This is a genomic window from Acidovorax sp. 35-64-16 (assembly GCF_002281195.1).
In the GTDB taxonomy this organism is placed as follows: Bacteria; Pseudomonadota; Gammaproteobacteria; order Burkholderiales; family Burkholderiaceae_C; genus Acidovorax; species Acidovorax defluvii.
This window is the reverse complement of record NZ_NCFM01000021.1, coordinates 17443-33998: the sequence shown is the minus strand read 5'-3', so window position 1 is coordinate 33998 and position 16556 is coordinate 17443. Positions and strand designations below refer to the sequence as shown.

Here is a 16556-nt window from a genome sequence, read left to right as displayed (position 1 = left end):
TTTGATTGAAAAGTTGGCATGATTTGCTACCAATGTGTCCGTTATGCATGCATCTGTCCTTCTATGCTTTGCGCACAATGGCTCTACATGGGTTTCTTTCTTATGCCGCTGTTTGGTTCCTTTTGAAAGCCCCCTCATGCTGGGTAGAAATCTTCAAGCCGGAAAATCTTGGCGTGGACGTGACGCCGCGCATTAAGACCTTGAAGGTCAGCGAGCCGCCCAAGCGTAGCGTCGGCACCCATCTGAACGATGCGGCCTTGTACAGCGCTTTTACAGCAACCCTTCCTGGCTTCCTTCTGAAAGACACCGTATGACCACCGTGACCATGGTTCCCGTTTCCTTCCTGCGTCCACCGGCGCCCGAAGAGACGCCAAAATTTCACCAACGTTGGCCAGTTCAGGCTGTAGAAGCCTTGTATGCGCTGCCCTTCATGGACTTGCTGTTTCGCGCGCAGCAGGTACACCGCGAACACTTTGATGTCAACGAAGTGCAGCTATCAACCCTGCTGTCGATCAAGACCGGTGGTTGTGCAGAGGATTGTGGCTACTGTCCGCAATCGTCACATTTCGACACCGGCCTGGAAGCCAGCAAGCTGATGCCACTGGCCGAAGTCGTGGAAGCGGCACAGGCGGCCAAAGACCAGGGTGCGACCCGCTTTTGTATGGGCGCCGCCTGGCGCAGCCCCAAAGAGCGTGACATGGCGCGCGTGACTGAGATGGTGCGAGAAGTGCGTGCCCTTGGCCTGGAGACCTGCATGACGCTGGGCATGCTCCAAGCCGAGCAGGCCCTGGCCCTGAAGCAGGCCGGGCTGGACTATTACAACCATAACCTGGACAGCGCGCCCGAGTTCTACGAAAAAATCATCACTACCCGCACGTATCAGGATCGCCTTGACACGCTGAGCCATGTGCGTGAGGCCGGCATCAACGTGTGCTGTGGCGGCATTGTTGGAATGGGGGAGTCGCGGCTCCAGCGGGCTGGTCTGATTGCGCAGTTGGCCAACCTCGATCCCTACCCCGAGTCGGTACCCATCAATAACCTGGTGGCGGTGGCGGGCACGCCACTGGCCAACACCGAACCCCTGGATCCGTTTGAATTCGTTCGCACGATTGCCGTGGCACGCATCACCATGCCACGCACCATGGTTCGCCTGTCGGCTGGACGTGAGCAGATGGATGAAGCCTTGCAGGCCCTGTGCTTTGCAGCCGGGGCCAATTCGATTTTTTATGGCGACCGGTTGCTCACTACCAGCAACCCGCAAGCCGATCGGGACCGTCAGTTGTTTGAGCGCCTCGGATTGACGGCGCAAGGACAGCGGCCTGCGCCACGCAGCGAAGCACATTGAGCACTGATGAATGCCGTGTTGACAAGGCCGACGGTGACCAAACGCCTCCTGGACGATGCGTTCCATGTTAACCCTTACCCGACCTATCAGGCCTTGCGTGATGCTGGCCCGATTCACTGGAGCGAGGAGTTTTTTGGTGGTGCCTGGCTGTTGACACGGCATGCCGATGTGGCGCTGGTTCTGCGTGACCCGCGCTTTTCTGCGCAGCGCACCGGTGCCTAGGTGAACGACCGCGCGGGCACGCGTGGCGAGTTGGCAGGTTTTCAGCGGTTGTTCGCCCGGTCTTTGCTGTTTCTCGACGCACCTGATCACCCACGTATCCGCAAGGTGCTCAATGCGGGTTTTCGGCCCGATGTGATCCAGAAACTGGTGCCGCACATTGAGCAGGTGGTGATGGAACTGCTCGATCAGGTGAGTGACCTGGCCACCTTCGATTTCATCGAGGCCGTTGCCCGGCCACTGCCCGCACGGGTGATTGCGCTGCTGTTGGGCATTGAGAACCTCAGACAGGATGATTTTCTGACCTGGTCGGACGATCTCGCAACTTTCATCGGGGCGGTGCAACCCACACGTGAGCAGGCACGCCATGCCCAGGCCAGCCTGTTGGCCATGAGCCGCTACTTTGAGTCTCTACTCGCGCTGAAACGCCGCACACCTGGCGATGACCTCGTGAGTCGACTGGTACAGGCCGAGGCCTCTGGCGAGATTCAGGGCGGTGCCGAGTTGCTGGCGCAGTGCGTCATGTTGTTATTTGCTGGCTTTGAGACCACACGCCATCTGTTGGGCAGTGGCTTGCAGGCGTTGTTGACGCATCCGAACCAGTGGCAGCGTCTGCAGCAAGAACCTGCGCTGTGGCCGGGTGCGGTGCGTGAGCTGCTACGTTATGACAGCCCCGTGCAGTACACAGGATGGCGCGTCAGCACCGATCTGGTGTTGCACGGCCAATTGCTGCGCCGTGGTGACCTGGTTGTGCCATTGATCGGTGCGGCGAACCGTGACCCGGCGCGCTATGCCCAGCCGGACATGCTGGACATCATGCGCAGTGACGGCGGCTCCCTCTCCTTTGGCTCTGGCCCGCATGTGTGCATTGGCGCTGCGCTCACCCGTATGGAAGCCGAGATGGTTTTTGGTCAGGTGCTACAGCGTTGGCCTGACCTCAGTTTGGTTGATGCGACGCCGCGTTGGATCAGCAACCCGCTCTACCGGGGGCTGGTGACGCTGCCGCTACAGCGGAGGGACGCCAATGTGGCCCGACTGGATGTCGCCTGCCGCCTCGGCGTAAAGAAGCCGGCTCCCGAGGTCGTCGGCTGCCGCATTCCTGCGCTGTGACGCGAGCCGCCCAAGGTCTCACCGTGGTACCCCTGACGCAGGCAGACGAATTCGCGTTTGGTGTCGCGTCCGACATCGTGCCAGTAATGAAAGCTGATCTTCAGCTCGATCTCGACCGTCAACGCGCTTTCGCTTGCGAGGAAGCAGTGGTGTCTTTTGCCGGGCGATTGCACGATCGCCAAGCAATGAAGGGAGACATTGACACGCAACTTGCGCCGTTTACCGAAGCGCTGTCAAGGTTGTTCCATTTCGAGTTAGTGTTGGTAGTTTCCCTAGGTATTGTCCTCACCTTGAGTTGGCAAAAGTTCCCATAATCAAAGACTCGATGTCAAGGAATTCCATGAACACGCGGTCCACGGTGTCATCGCAACTGTTCTTTACGACGCCGCAGCAGCGGCTCGCTCTTGCGCGGCAGCAGTTTTTTGACGATGGTGTGCGACCGACCGGGTTGATCAGCGAGGCGGTAATTCAGTCCTGGATGCGTTGCATAGGCGCACGACGAAATCCACGCGAACGCGTCGAGTTTGAGCCTGTGACCCGAAGTCGGGTGCATTCCACTCTCGGCCGCAATCGCCAGTTCCTGGAGGCTGCCGAAGCAGGGCTAGCCGAACTGAAACTTGCGCTGGCTGGTACTGGCTGCCGGGCCTTGCTCATTGATGCGACGGGTGTTGTGGTACACACCAGCCAGCCAGCCGGTGGGGCCTGCGAAAAAATCTTGCCAACGCTGGACCGTGTCGGCGTCAACGTGGCCGAAGGCCTGATCGGGACCAGCGCGCCTGGCATCGTCACCAAGACCGGCCGTTCCTGCACGGTGCTGGGAGGTGAGCATTTCTTTGAGACAATACAACCTTTGTATTGCGCCGCCGCGCCGATTCGCGATGCCAGTGGTGGTCTTGCCGGTGTGCTGGACCTGTCGATCGAGTCTCGGACGTTCGGCTTCGATGCAGAGTCCCTTGTTGTGCAGTACGCCACGGGGATCGAGAACCGGTTGCTGCTGGCGGGTGCCAAGGATCAACTGGTCGTGCACTTTCACACTAATGCCACGCTGCTGGGCACCCCGTTCGAGGCATTGGCGGGCATTACCGAGGAGGGGCGAGTCGCCTGGTTGAACGAAGTTGCGACACGCTGTTTCAGGAGTGCAGTCGGAGATGTCGAATCACTGTTCGGAGTCACGTTGTCGCATTTGACCACTCTTCTGCGGTGCACCGAGTCCACGCTGACCTGCCTGCCTAGTGGCATTGCCGTGTGGGTGCGGGCAAGCCTGCACGCCCGCGATGGGACCTTGGTCCCGGTGGCTCGGGCGGCGCCGACCGTACAGCCCGCACCCCCCGAGTCACCGTCACCTGCGCCCGTGCCAGCAGCCAATCCAAGACTGGACGTGCTCAACCGGGAGTACATCGATCGCACGCTGGCGGCCTGTGGCGGCAATGTGTCGAGTGCGGCCCGAACACTGGGCGTCTCGCGAGGGCTCATCCACCGGCACTTACGTGGGAAACGGTAGTTCTCAGAATCTATTTACGAATTTCTGAGCAGCAGAGCCAGAAGTGCGAGATGCACGAACTGCAGGCTGGTGTTGAGCTTGCGCTCACAGCTCTTCCATAACCGCTTGTTCTTCTCCTCCAAGCAAAGCTTCACTCGACCACCCAGCACAAACGGCTTTTTCGTGTAGTCGTTGTCAGTCGGCACATTCTGAACCCGGCCCAAGGCCGTTTTACAGCGATTGAATGCCTGTAGCGCACCCTTGCGATCGGTGACCTCGGTCGTGGTGACTTGCATCGTGTGCAGCAACCCGTGTGTATCTACTGCAATGTTGCGTTTGATGTCTGAGCTTTCCCCCGCGTCACAACCTTTGCGGGCCGCCCTATTCGTCCCCATCACCCTTTGCGTGTTCACGATTGATAGCGTGGTCGGCGCGTTGCGCCCCAGTTTCTCGCAGGCAACGCCAACCTGATTTTTTCAAAGCTCGCTTTGGGATCACTTGCGTCGTCCGGCTCGGGATTGCTTCATTTCGAAAATTCAAACTCTGGCTCGGGGGTAGTAAATGGTCAGGCTCTCGGCAGCAAAGGCTGCACGCAATCCAGAACGTTCGGTGAGCAGCAGGCAGCTACCGACAGTGCAAGCTCGTGCCTGACATGTTCCGTCGCGAAACAGGGAAAGCCCTAGGGTTCGATGCAATGCTTGTCGCTCCTAACATTGCCTCCGTCCCAACACATGGAGAGTTTCAATGGAATTATCGGATACCCAGCATCTCATCTCAGAAGCAGCCACGCAGTTCCTTGCCCGCATGAATCATCGCATGCTGATTGACGGCGAGTGGTGTGCAGCCGTTGACGGTGCTACGCTTGATGTCATCAATCCAGCAACGGAGCAAGTCATCGGCACCGTTCCGGCAGCGAACGAGCGAGACGTCGATCTTGCCGTCAACGCGGCGCGCCGGGCCTTTGAATCCGGACCGTGGCACACGATGCGCCCGGTGGAGCGGCAGCGACTGATGCTCAAGCTCGCCGACCTCCTTGAGGCGCGAGCGCAGGTCTTCGCCGAGATCGAATCTATCGACAATGGAAAGTCCGCAGCCATTGCGCGGGCGGTAGACGTGGGGTTGACCGTCGACTTCCTGCGCTACATGGCGGGCTGGGCGACGAAGATCGAAGGTGCCACCATGGATGTGTCGGTGCCCTATGCGCCAGGGGCAGAATTCGTGGCGTACACACGGCGCGAACCAGTGGGCGTCGTAGCAGCGGTCGTGCCGTGGAATTTCCCGTTGCTGGTGGCCGTCTGGAAGCTTGGCCCCGCGCTGGCGGCCGGCTGCACGGTGGTGCTTAAGCCGGCCGAGCAAACGCCGCTCACGGCCTTGATGCTTGGCGAGCTGATTCTCGAAGCGGGTTTCCCGGCCGGGGTGGTTAATATCGTCACCGGCGACGGCCAGAATGCCGGCGCGCCGCTGGTGCGCCACCCGCGGATACACAAGGTGAGCTTCACCGGATCGACCGAGGTAGGCAAACTGATCGGCAAGGCTGCAGTCGACAACATGACGCGCTGCACGCTTGAGCTGGGCGGCAAGTCGCCGGTCATTGTGCTGGACGATTGCGATCCGGCCACTGCGGCGGCGGGCGCAGCGCAGGCAATTTTCTTCAACCACGGCCAGGTTTGTTGTGCGGGCTCGCGCCTGTACGTGCACAAGAAGATGTTCGACCGGGTGGTCGCCGACGTGGCGCAGATTGCGGAGAAGATGCAGTTAGGTCATGGCCTCGACCCGGCGGCACAAATGGGCCCGCTGGTCTCGCGCGAGCAGATGGAGCGGGTGTGCGGCTACATTGACATCGGGCGCTCTCAGGGTGCCACAGTGGTGGCCGGCGGAGGGCGTGCCAAGGGTCAGGGCTTCTACGTCCAGCCCACCGTCTTGGCCAACGTGACGCCGGCCATGCGCGTCGTGCAGGAAGAAATCTTTGGCCCCGTTCTGACGTGCATGCCCTACGACGATCTCGATGAGGTGGCTGAATGGGCCAATGACTCGCCGTTCGGTCTGGGCGCGAGCATTTGGTCGAACAACCTGTCCAAAGTGCACCGCTTGATCCCCAAGATCAAGGCCGGCTCGGTCTGGGTCAACTGTCACAGCATCCTCGATCCCGCCGTCCCGTTCGGTGGATTCAAGCAGTCGGGTGTCGGCCGTGACATGGGCAAGGCTGCACTCGATTCGTATCTCGAAACGAAGTCGGTCTACATCGCGGTCTGAAGCGCAAACGCAAACCCGCAAGCGCACATCTGAAAAACTTAGTCAAAACATGGAGACACTATGAAACACCTTTTTTTTCCTCAACTTGTTATAGCTAGTGCGATCACGCTCGGAGGATGGTCTGCACCGCAGGCCCAGACCCTCACTGATCTGCGCAACGACCACGCCACACAGGACAACGTCCTGACCTATGGCATGGGTTACTCGAACCAGCGCTACAGCACGCTCAAGGGCATCAACACGGGCAACGTGAGCAAGCTGGCGCCGGTGTGGAACTACAGCTTGAACAATTCGCAAGCGCAAGAGTCCCAGCCGATCGTCTATGAAGGTGTCATGTACGTGACGACCCACACCTCCACAGTGGCCGTCGATGCCCTGACTGGCCGCCAAGTCTGGAAACAGGAACTCGAGTTTCCCTCTGACATCGCCAAGTATCACTGCTGCGGGCAGATCAACCGCGGCGTCGCCATCCTCAGCGGCATGGTTTATCGCACCACGCTTGATGCGCATGTGATCGCCTACGACGCCAAGACGGGCAAGCAGATCTGGAAGTCGAAGGTAGCGGACTACAAGGACGGCCAGGGGTTGACTGCGGCACCGTTGATCGCCAACGGTGTGCTGATGACTGGCATCTCCGGTGGTGAGTACGGCACACGCGGCTTCATCGACGGTTGGGATCCCCAGACTGGCAAGAAGCTGTGGCGCTTCTACACGACCGCGGCACCGGGGGAAAAGGGCGGCGACACCTGGCCGGGCGAGACCTACGTTCATGGCGGCGCGCCAACCTGGCTAACCGGGGCCTACGATCCCGAGTTGGATTTGGTCTACTGGGGTACCGGCAACGGTGGTCCGTGGAACGCCGAAGTGCGCAAGGGCGATAATCTGTACATCGACTCCGTCCTGGCGTTTCGTCCCAAGACTGGTGAGCTGGTGTGGCACTACCAGTTCTCGCCCAACGATCCGTTCGACTACGACTCCACCGAAGTGGGCATGCTGGTCGACATGGAGATTGGCGGGACCAAGCGCAAAGTTCTCGCTCAAGCCAACCGGAACGGCTTTTTCTACGTCCTGGATCGCGCCAACGGCAAGCTGCTTGCAGCCAATCCGTATGTAAAGGTCAACTGGGCCGACAAGATCGATCTGGCGACCGGCCGGCCGGTGGAGTCGGAGCTGACCAAGCGCATTCGTGCCGGTGGCGACGAGGTGGTTTTTCCGTCCGCGGTCGGCGGGAAGAACTGGACGCCGATGTCGTGGAACCCGGCCACGAAGCTGGCGTATGCCAATACCCTGAATTTCGGATTTCCCTATCAACAGGCGAAGCCCGAGTACAAGAAGGGCGAGTGGTATATTGCCATGAACTTCCGCGGTTTCACGTTCCCGAAGAATGAGCCGCATGGCCACCTCAAAGCCATCGATCCGATGACCGGCAAGAGCAAATGGGAGATGGCATGGCCAGGCCTTCCGAGCATGGCAGGCACGCTGTCGACGGCGGGTGGGTTGGTGTTCACTGGCGCGGCCACGGGCGAGGTCATGGCTCTTGATGCCAACACGGGCAAGAAGCTGTGGCAGTTCCAGACCGGCTCGGGCATCATCGGACTGCCGGTGACGTGGGAGCGAAACGGGACTCAGTACGTGTCCATCGTGTCTGGCGGCGGCGGGGTGTACACGCTCACGGGCGACGAGCGCATGGCGCAGATTCCCGCAGGCGGTTCATTGTGGACCTTCGCGATCAAATGAGTCCGGCACGCACCGCAATCGCACTGGCCGCCGGTGTGCTCTTCGCATCGGCGGTTGCAGCCCAGGCTCGTTTCCCGGTTGATGACATCAACAAGGGGCGTGAACAGTTCCACCGCACCTGCTCGCAGTGCCATGGCTACAACATGGTGAGTTCGGGCACCACGGCGTATGACCTGCGGCGTTTTCCTGTCGATGACTCGGGCCGCTTCTTCAACTCAGTGACCAACGGCAAGGGTGGTATGCCCTCGTTCAAGGATGCACTGACCCCGGAGCAGATGAAGCTGCTCTGGGCCTATGTTGGCAGCCGCGGCGGAAAGGAGCCCTGAATATGCTGGCGAGTCAAATGAAGGGGGCGCTTGCGGCGGTCGCGTTGGCGCTGTGCGTTGGCCATGCAAGTGCGCAGGCACTGACCGTGTGCATGGCCGAGAGCAACCCGCCGCTGTCTTACGAGGCGAGGGGCGAGATGCGGGGGCTGGACCTGCGCATCGCTCAGGCGATCGCTGCCGAACTCCAACGGCCGCTGAAAGTCATCCCCTTCGAGTCCAAGTACGAGGCGGAGAGTTCGCTGGCGCATGAGGTCAACGCGTTGCTGTCGTCCGGCGTGTGCGAACTGGCCAGCGGCTTCCCCCTGCTGGCCGGTGACCTCGGCCCGGCTACTCGCCCCACCGCGCGCGTGCCCGACTATCCGGGAGCAAAGCGCCGACCACAACGGCCCTGGGTGCCCTTGGGCACGTTGGCGCCGAGCCTCGCCTATCACGTTGTGGCATGGGGCCTGATCGTGCGGGAGGCGTCGCGAGAATCGGCCACGCTCGCCGAGCCAGGCGATGCGCGCATCGGCGTGATGGCTGGGACGATGACCGGTAGCGTCGTCATGCTGTATCGCAATGGCAAGCTTCGACCGCAGCTTGTGAATCTGTCGCAGAACCAGGACGCGCTCGAACAGCTCGAGGCTGGCAAGATCGACGCCACGCTGAGTAGCGTTGCTCGCTACGACGCCTGGCGCCTTGAGCACCCTGCCAGCGCTGTGCGCCGCGCGGCCTACGTTCACCCGTTGCGGATCAACGTCGGCTTCGTCGCGCGTTCCGACTCGCCAGAGGTGTTGGCTGCGGCAAGCCGCGTGATTTCGCGCTCGTTGACCGATGGCGAACTGCAGCGCTGGGCCGCTGCCGCGGGGACCACGTGGATTGCACCGTCGGAACCGCAGGTGAGCGCGCCGATCAGTCTGATGGACCTGGTTCGTGAGTAGTCGCAGCCGTTCTAACCTTTCCGGTCCATGGGTCTCCACTCTAGCTTGGCCGTCACTGCTGTGTCCGGAGCCGCCAGCATGCTGAGCGTTCATGGGCTGGCCAAGCGCTATGGCAAGGCCATGGCCCTTCGCGGCGTGAACTTCGAGCTCGCCGTCGGCACATTCAATGTGCTGCTGGGCCCGAACGGCGCTGGAAAGTCCACGCTGTTCCAAGTGCTCACTGGCCTGTTTTCCGCCGACGAAGGCGATGTGAACGTCGCTGGTCACTCGTTGCGCCATGCCCCCACGCGCGCACTGCGCCACATCGGCGTGGTGTTCCAGCAGATGTCGCTGGACCTGGACCTGTCGATACGCCGCAACCTCTGGATGCACGCTGACCTGCACGGCCTGCCGCGCCGTGTGGCCAACGCACGCATCGATGCTGGCTGTGCACAACTGGGAATCGGCGCTGACCTGATGCAACCGGTGCGCGAACTCTCGGGTGGCAACCGCCGCAAGGTCGAGCTGGTGCGGGCTTTGCTGCACCAGCCGCAGGTGCTGCTGATGGACGAGGCAACGGTGGGGCTGGATCCGCAATCGCGCCGCGACCTGCTGGCCGCCTTGCACGCCGATGTGCGCGAGCGTGGAACCTGTGTGCTGTGGGCCACGCACTGGGTCGAGGAGGCCGCGCAGGCGCACCGGGTGCTGGTGCTCCACAAGGGTGCGCTGCTGGCCGACGGAACGCCGCAGCATGTCACCATGCAATTAAACGGACCCACGCTCGAAGACGCATTCGTGCGGGCCACTCGGTCCGCGGAAGCGGCACCGTCCTGAGCGGGCGCTGCCACCTCATTTCCAGCTGCGATTCCAAGAAACTCCAAGGAGACTATCGCATGAGCCCGCACCCATTGATCCGCGCCGCTGGCGCCACGATCGGCACCGTGTTCTGCATCATGTTCAGCACCGGGAGCATGGCCAAGGACACCGGCCTGGCCTACATCTCCAGCGAGAAGGACAACGCCATCACGGTCGTCGACGCCAAGACCCTGGAGATCAAGGGCACCATCAAGACCTGCAAGCGACCGCGCCACCTGCTGCTCACGCCCGACCGCACACGGTTGATGGCGGCCTGCGCAGACTCCGGCCAGGCCGACATCATCGACCTGGTCACGCGGAAGTCCGTGGGCAGCCTGCCTCTGGGCGATGAACCCGAAGCCTTCGAGCTGTCGCCCGACGGCAAGCTGGTCTACGTGTCGAGCGAGGACGAGGGTGCGCTGACTGTCATCGATGTGGCGACCAAGAAGATAGTCAAGGCCATCCCGGTGGGTAAAGAGCCCGAAGGCGTACTGGTTTCGCCCGATGGCAAGCGCGTGTACGTCACCTCCGAGGTGGCGAGCATGGTGCACGTCATCGACACCGGCGCGCTCAAAGTGCTCAAGAACATCAAGGTCGGCCAGCGCCCGCGCCGCTTCGCGCTGAACGCGGACGGCTCGGAACTGTGGGTTACCAACGAACTCGGCTCCAGCGTGTCTATCATTTCGACCAAATACCTCGCCGTGACCGATACGGTGGAGTTCAAGGTCAAAGGCATGCGGGCCGACGACATCTCGCCCGTGGGCATCGTGCGCTCGCGCGATGGCAAGAGCATGTATGTCGGCCTGGGCCGGGCCAATCACGTCGCCCGGATCGATGCGGCCACCAGGGAGATCAAGCAACTTACGCTCGTCGGCAAGCGGGCCTGGGGTCTGGGACTCAATCGCGACGGCTCCCGCCTGTTCGTGGTCAACGGCCTGTCCGACGATATGACCGTGATTGACACCGCCAGCGGCAAGGCTCTCAAAACTGTGTCCGTCGGCCGCGTGCCCTACGGAGTGCTGATCGATGACTGAGCGTGCGAGGACGCTGCGGGCCTGGGTGTGTACCGCGCTCTTGGCGGCACTGTGCGCGGCCGTCTCGGTCTCGGCGGCCACACTTACGCTGGGCGTACTGGGCCGGACTGACGACGAGCGCCTGGATCCACGCCGGGTGGAACTCGCCTACGCCGGCCACGCCGGTGGCCCGGCCACCGATGCCGTGGACGTGGCGCTGGAAGAGGTCGCTTTCGAGCTGGAGGCCGCCAGGCTGAAGGTCAGGATCGAAGTTGTCGACGTGCGCGACGCCGTCGAGGCCAAGGCCGCGCTGCTCAAGCTGGAGAAGGCCGGTGCTCAGGCCGCCCTAGTCGATTGGCCAGCGGCCTGGATTGCGGCTGCGGCACCGGCCGTCAAGTTGCCGGTGATCAATGTCGGTGAGGCAGCCGATGGCCTGCGCCAGCAGGCCTGCCTGCCGAACCTCTTTCACACTCTGCCGTCCGAGCGCATGCGCACCGACGCGATGGCGCAGGCACTAGTGGCGCGCCGCTGGAACAAGGTGCTCCTGCTTCAAGGCCCTACGTCCGATGACGCCGCACGGGCGAGTGTCACGCAGGCGGCCCTTAAGCGCTATGGCCTCAAGCTCGTCACCACCCGGCCGTTCAAGGTTTCGGCTGACCCGCGCGAGCGTGACCTTGCCAACCCGCTGCTGCTGACCGGCGACACCGATTACGATGCCGTTTGGGTGGTGGATGGCAGCGGCGAGTTCGCGCGCGCTCTCAACTACCGCACGGCGCTGCCGCGCCCGGTGGTGGGTGATGGCGGCTTCAGTGCACTGGCCTGGGCGCCGCACTTCGAGCGCTTCGGCGCCCCACAGTTGGCCCGCCGATTTGCCAAGGTCGCCAAGCGCCCCATGACCGCGCCCGATTGGGCGTCGTGGGCGGCGACCAAGGCCGTGCTGCAGGCGGCCCTGCTCAATGCGGCGGTACCCACGGCCGCCACGGTGGCTAAGGCGCTGGCGTCGCCCGACTTCAACGTTGATGGTTTCAAGGGCTCGCGCACCTCCTTTCGCGCCTGGGACCGCCAGCTGCGCCAGCCCTTGCTGCTGACCGACGGCGTGGGCGTGATCGGCATCGCACCGGACGAGGGCGTAATGCATCCGAAGAACGCACTGGACACGCTGGGCGCAGACGAGCCGGAGAAGTTGTGCAAGGCGAAATAATGCATGCGTTGCAGGCTCTTCGAGCCATCGTCACGCGCGAACTGCTGAAGTTCTTCAAGCAGACCGGCCGTCTGGTGTCGGCCCTGGTCCGCCCGGTGCTGTGGCTGGCCGTGTTTGCCGCGGGCTTTCGCAACGTGTTCGGCGTGTCGATCGTCCCGCCCTACGACACCTACATTCCCTACGACGTCTACATCGCCCCCGGCCTCATCGGCATGGTGCTGCTGTTCAACGGCATGCAGTCCTCGCTGGCGATGGTTTACGACCGCGAGATGGGTCTGATGCGTCTGCTGCTCACGACGCCGCTGCCGCGACCCTGGCTGCTGTTTTCCAAGCTGTGCGCCACCACGCTGCTCTCGGTGCTGCAGGCGCTGGCTTTCGTGCTGGTGGCGGCCCTGATTGGCACCGAGTTGCCACTGCTTTCGCTCGCTGGCCTGCATGCGCTGCTGGCGCTGGCGGTTGGCGCGCTGATGCTGGGCGCACTCGGATTGCTGCTCTCGGTGCACATCAAGCAGTTGGAGAACTTTGCCGGCACGATGAACTTCGTCATCTTCCCGATGTACTTCCTGTCGACCGCTCTCTATCCGCTATGGAAGCTGCAGGAGTCGGGCGCCGACTGGGTGTACCAACTGGCGCGCTTCAATCCCTTCACCTACGCCGTCGAGTGGATCCGGTTCGCACTCTATGGCAAGGATCCCGGACTCGCGCCTTATGTCGTGCTCGGTTGCCTCGCGGTGTTCTTCGCGCTGGCCTGCTGGGGCTACGACCCGCAGCGCGGCTTCGGCGGCTTGACCAAGCGGGGAGGCGCGGCGTGAGCCACCATGGCCGCTGCGACCGGCGCCGCTGGTTGGGTCAGGCGGCTGCGCTGGCGTTGGGTGCGCTGCCGCCTGGTCGCGCGATGGCCTCGGTCGCCCCCTTTCCGTCGCGCCCGGTCGCGCTGTGGGTGCCTTGGCCCGCCGGCGGGGCCACCGACATCTCGCTACGCCTTCTGGCTGAGCTCGCCAGCCCCTGGCTGGGGCAGCCGGTGGTGACCCAAAACCGCGGCGGCGCCGGCGGCACGCTGGCGATGCCGGTGCTGCAGCAGGCCCGGCCCGACGGCTACACCATCGCCCAGATGCCCCACCCGGTGTTCCGTGCGCCGCACATCCAGAAGGTGCTGTGGGATCCGATCCGCGACGTGACGCCGATCATCCAGATTTCCAGCGTCACCTTCGGCGTGCTGGTGGCGGCCGACAGCCCGATCCGCTCGCTCAACGACCTGTTCGCGTTCGCCCGAGCCCGTCCCGGCGAGTTGACCATCGCTACCAACGGCATCGGCACCACGCCGCACGTGGTGCTCGAGGAACTGTTCACGGCGCGCGGCCTGCACTACATCCACGTGCCGTACAAGGGCACGGCCGAGCAGCTCAACGCAGTGGCCGGCGGGCAGGTGATGGCCGGCGTTAATTCCACCGGCTTCGGGCCGGCCGTCGATGCGGGCACGCTTCGGCTGCTGGTGCTCTTCACCGCGGAGCGTTCGAAGCGCTGGCCGCATGTGCCCGTTCTGCGCGAATTCGGCTTCGACATCGTGGCCAAGTCGCCCTACGGCCTGGCCGGACCGCGGGGCCTGCCGCCGGCCGTTGTATCGGTGCTGCACGATGCCTTCAAGAAGGCCATGTTCGATCCACGTTTCAACGAAGAGTTATCCAAGTATGACCAGAAAATCGACTACCTCGGTCCGACCCTGTACGCGCAGTCCTGCCGCGAGACCTTCGCTAAGGAGCGCGCCATCGTGGAAAAGTTGGGCCTTGCGCGCGCCGGTGGCTGAAGGAGTCGCATGAGCCGGGCGAACAAGCAAAAGATTCTGCGGCTGGTAGCGCTGGCCGCAGCAACTGCAGCCAGCCCGATGCCGGGACAGGCGCAGGCGCAACCGGCACGAGCGGCCACCTTGCCGACCGTGGAGGTGGTTGGCACCACGCCCGTGCCAGGCACGGAGGTGCCGCGGGACCAGATACCGTCCAATGTGCAAACCGCTGACGACTCGCGGTTGCGCCGCGTGCAAAGCCTGAACCTGCCGGATTTCATGGCCAGCCAGTTGTCGAGCGTCAACGTCAACGAGATCCAGGGCAACCCGTTCCAGCTCGATGTCAACTACCGTGGCTTCACCGCCAGCCCGCTGCTGGGCACGCCGCAGGGCCTGTCGGTGTACATGGACGGGGTGCGCGTCAACGAGCCCTTCGGCGACGTCGTGAACTGGGACCTGATCCCCCGCGCGGCAATCTCCAGCATCACGCTGCTGCCGGGCTCCAACCCCCTGTTCGGCCTCAACACGCTCGGGGGTGCCCTGTCACTGCAGACCAAGCGTGGTGACACCCATCCCGGCACCGAACTGGAACTGCAGGCCGGCTCCTTCGGCCGGGTGAGCACTGAGTTCACGCACGGGCGCAAGCTGGGCGAGAACGGGCATCTGTTCCTGGGGCTCGGCGGCCTCAACGAAGACGGCTGGCGCGACCATTCGCCGTCGCGTGTGCGCCAGCTGTTCGCTAAGGTTGGCCAGGACAGCGCGCAACTGTCCTGGGACCTGAGCTTCACCCACGGCGACAACACACTGGTGGGAAACGGCCTGCTGCCCGAGTCCATGCTCGTGCAGAACCGCCGGCAGGTCTACACGCGGCCGGACCAGACCGATAACCTGATGTCGATGCTCACGCTCAATGCCAGCTACCAGATGAGCGACCGGCAGAAGATCGCCATGACCGCCTACACAAGGCAATCGCGTACGTCGACGCTCAACGGCGATCTCAATGACGACTTCGACCCGCCCGGGGTCGAGGAGTCGGGCGTGGAGAACCGTACCCGTACTCGCCAGAAAGGTGAGGGTATGGCTCTGCAGTCGACCACCAACACGGACAATCACCAGTTCACGCTGGGCGTCTCGCTCGACCGCGCGCGCACCCGCTTCGCGCAGACCGAGGCGGAAGGCTTCCTGGATCCGAGCCGCCGTGTGATGGCGACCGAGGAGGCCGAAGCCGATGCCCTGCTGTCGGGCAAGAGCCGCACCGCCAGTGTCTACTTTTCCGACCTGGTGGCGCTGCGGCCGAACCTGCAGCTCACGCTGTCGGGCCGCTACAACGACACCAAGGTCACGACCCGCGATGACGGGCGGATTCTGCTCGGCCTTCCGACGCAGCTCGACAGCGACGGCCGCTACCGCAAGTTCAATCCGGCCATCGGCCTTACTTGGCAGTTCACGCCGCAGTTCACGGCCTACGGCGGCTGGAGCCAGGGCAATCGCGCGCCGAGCCCGATCGAGCTGGGGTGCTCCGATCCGCAGAACGCCTGCGTGCTGCCCAACGCGCTGCAGTCCGATCCGCCGCTGAAGCAGGTGGTGTCGCGGACCTTCGAGACAGGTCTGCGCGGCAGCTTCGAGCCCGGCCTGCGCTGGAATGCGTCGCTGTTTCGCACGGCCAACCAGGACGATCTGCTGTTCGTCAGCAGCGGGCTCGCGCGTGGCTATTTCACGAACTTCGGGCGTACCCTGCGCCAGGGCGTGGAACTCGGCCTGGGACAGCAGACCGACCGCCTGAACTGGTCCGTGTCCTACAGCTATCTGCGCGCCACCCACGACGCGTCGGCGTGCCTGGTGTCCGAGTCGAACAGCACCGCCGAGACCAGTCCCGCGTGCGGCGGCGAAGGCGAGATCGCGGTGCGGCGCGGTGATCGCCTGCCCGGGTTGCCGGCCCACAACCTCAAGTTGAACGCCGACTGGAAGGTGACGCCAAACTGGACTGTCGGCGCCCAGTACCGCGCCTACTCGCGCCAATACGTGCGCGGCAACGAGAACAATGCGCACCGTCCCGACGGGCTTGATTTCAACGGCGCCGGCCGCCTCGGCGGCTATGCCTTGCTTGATCTCACGACGAGCTGGAAGTTGCGGCGTAACGTCGAAGTCTTCGCCAAGGCGACGAACGTGTTCAACCGCGGCTATGCCAGTGCCGGCCAGCTCGGCCCCAACGGCATCAGCCCACTAGACGGCGTGTCGGCGCCGGCCGCGTGGCGCAACGAGCAGTTCGTCGCGCCCGGTGCGCCGCGCGCGGCCTGGATCGGCGTGCGGCTCCAGCTGGATGGCTGAACAGCAGGCT

At 63.2% G+C, this 16556-nt stretch carries 15 protein-coding genes and 3 pseudogenes; 16 read left to right on the top strand and 2 right to left on the bottom strand.

Annotated elements, in window-relative coordinates:
• Window positions 1-119: 119 nt before the first annotated feature.
• The 4 genes and pseudogenes from B7Y64_RS13265 to B7Y64_RS13255 all read left to right on the top strand — a co-directional run.
• A pseudogene (locus B7Y64_RS13265) lies at window positions 120-314 on the top strand (hypothetical protein); the annotation flags it as partial.
• The gene (gene bioB, locus B7Y64_RS13260; RefSeq protein WP_291329094.1) at window positions 311-1345 is read left to right on the top strand and encodes a biotin synthase BioB; all 1035 of its coding nucleotides are present in this window, start codon (window positions 311-313) and stop codon (window positions 1343-1345) included. The pseudogene B7Y64_RS13265 and the gene bioB, both read left to right, overlap by 4 nt.
• Window positions 1346-1351: 6 nt before the next feature.
• On the top strand, window positions 1352-1567 hold the full coding sequence (locus B7Y64_RS19000) for a hypothetical protein (RefSeq protein WP_366444449.1): 216 nt from the start codon (window positions 1352-1354) through the stop codon (window positions 1565-1567).
• Window positions 1568-2674 carry a cytochrome P450 gene (locus tag B7Y64_RS13255; RefSeq protein ID WP_366444447.1) on the top strand — a complete coding sequence of 369 codons (1107 nt, stop codon included), beginning with the start codon at window positions 1568-1570 and terminating at the stop codon, window positions 2672-2674.
• Window positions 2675-2682: 8 nt separating this feature from the next.
• On the opposite strand, the pseudogene B7Y64_RS13250 reads toward B7Y64_RS13255, so the two are convergent.
• Window positions 2683-2823: pseudogene (locus B7Y64_RS13250) on the bottom strand (adenosylmethionine--8-amino-7-oxononanoate aminotransferase BioA); the annotation flags it as partial.
• Between B7Y64_RS13250 and B7Y64_RS13245 the strand changes: the two are divergent.
• Window positions 2761-2988, top strand: coding sequence for a hypothetical protein (locus tag B7Y64_RS13245; RefSeq protein ID WP_291329132.1), 228 nt, complete (start codon window positions 2761-2763; stop codon window positions 2986-2988). The pseudogene B7Y64_RS13250 and the gene B7Y64_RS13245 overlap by 63 nt on opposite strands.
• A 26-nt stretch (window positions 2989-3014) precedes the next feature.
• Window positions 3015-4175, top strand: coding sequence for a helix-turn-helix domain-containing protein (locus B7Y64_RS13240; RefSeq protein ID WP_291329092.1), 1161 nt, complete (start codon window positions 3015-3017; stop codon window positions 4173-4175).
• Window positions 4176-4189: 14 nt separating this feature from the next.
• Here the strand turns inward: B7Y64_RS13240 and B7Y64_RS13235 are convergent.
• A pseudogene (locus B7Y64_RS13235) lies at window positions 4190-4649 on the bottom strand (IS5/IS1182 family transposase); the annotation flags it as partial.
• Window positions 4650-4898: 249 nt separating this feature from the next.
• Between B7Y64_RS13235 and B7Y64_RS13230 the strand changes: the two are divergent.
• The 10 genes from B7Y64_RS13230 to B7Y64_RS13185 all read left to right on the top strand — a co-directional run bounded on the left by B7Y64_RS13230 (window position 4899) and on the right by B7Y64_RS13185 (window position 16546).
• Complete coding sequence (locus B7Y64_RS13230) at window positions 4899-6407, top strand: aldehyde dehydrogenase family protein (RefSeq protein ID WP_291329090.1); 1509 nt, start codon at window positions 4899-4901, stop codon at window positions 6405-6407.
• Window positions 6408-6467: 60 nt separating this feature from the next.
• Window positions 6468-8144 carry a PQQ-dependent dehydrogenase, methanol/ethanol family gene (locus B7Y64_RS13225; RefSeq protein WP_291329089.1) on the top strand — a complete coding sequence of 559 codons (1677 nt, stop codon included), beginning with the start codon at window positions 6468-6470 and terminating at the stop codon, window positions 8142-8144.
• On the top strand, window positions 8123-8470 hold the full coding sequence (locus B7Y64_RS13220; protein WP_291329088.1) for a c-type cytochrome: 348 nt from the start codon (window positions 8123-8125) through the stop codon (window positions 8468-8470). Before B7Y64_RS13225 ends, B7Y64_RS13220 begins: the two co-directional genes overlap by 22 nt.
• Before the next feature lie 2 nt (window positions 8471-8472).
• Window positions 8473-9390, top strand: a complete 918-nt coding sequence (locus B7Y64_RS13215) for a transporter substrate-binding domain-containing protein (RefSeq protein WP_291329087.1) — start codon at window positions 8473-8475, stop codon at window positions 9388-9390.
• 78 nt (window positions 9391-9468) lie between these two features.
• Window positions 9469-10203 carry an ABC transporter ATP-binding protein gene (locus B7Y64_RS13210; protein WP_291329086.1) on the top strand — a complete coding sequence of 245 codons (735 nt, stop codon included), beginning with the start codon at window positions 9469-9471 and terminating at the stop codon, window positions 10201-10203.
• A gap of 59 nt (window positions 10204-10262) precedes the next feature.
• Window positions 10263-11258, top strand: a complete 996-nt coding sequence (locus B7Y64_RS13205) for a PQQ-dependent catabolism-associated beta-propeller protein (protein ID WP_291329085.1) — start codon at window positions 10263-10265, stop codon at window positions 11256-11258.
• On the top strand, window positions 11251-12438 hold the full coding sequence (locus B7Y64_RS13200) for an ABC transporter substrate-binding protein (RefSeq protein WP_291329084.1): 1188 nt from the start codon (window positions 11251-11253) through the stop codon (window positions 12436-12438). The genes B7Y64_RS13205 and B7Y64_RS13200 overlap by 8 nt, the downstream gene beginning before the upstream one ends.
• Complete coding sequence (locus tag B7Y64_RS13195; RefSeq protein WP_291329082.1) at window positions 12438-13250, top strand: ABC transporter permease; 813 nt, start codon at window positions 12438-12440, stop codon at window positions 13248-13250. Before B7Y64_RS13200 ends, B7Y64_RS13195 begins: the two co-directional genes overlap by 1 nt.
• Complete coding sequence (locus tag B7Y64_RS13190) at window positions 13247-14242, top strand: tripartite tricarboxylate transporter substrate binding protein (RefSeq protein WP_291329081.1); 996 nt, start codon at window positions 13247-13249, stop codon at window positions 14240-14242. Before B7Y64_RS13195 ends, B7Y64_RS13190 begins: the two co-directional genes overlap by 4 nt.
• A gap of 9 nt (window positions 14243-14251) precedes the next feature.
• Window positions 14252-16546: a TonB-dependent receptor gene (locus B7Y64_RS13185; protein WP_291329080.1), complete on the top strand. Its 2295-nt coding sequence runs from the start codon at window positions 14252-14254 to the stop codon at window positions 16544-16546.
• Window positions 16547-16556: the final 10 nt, after the last annotated feature.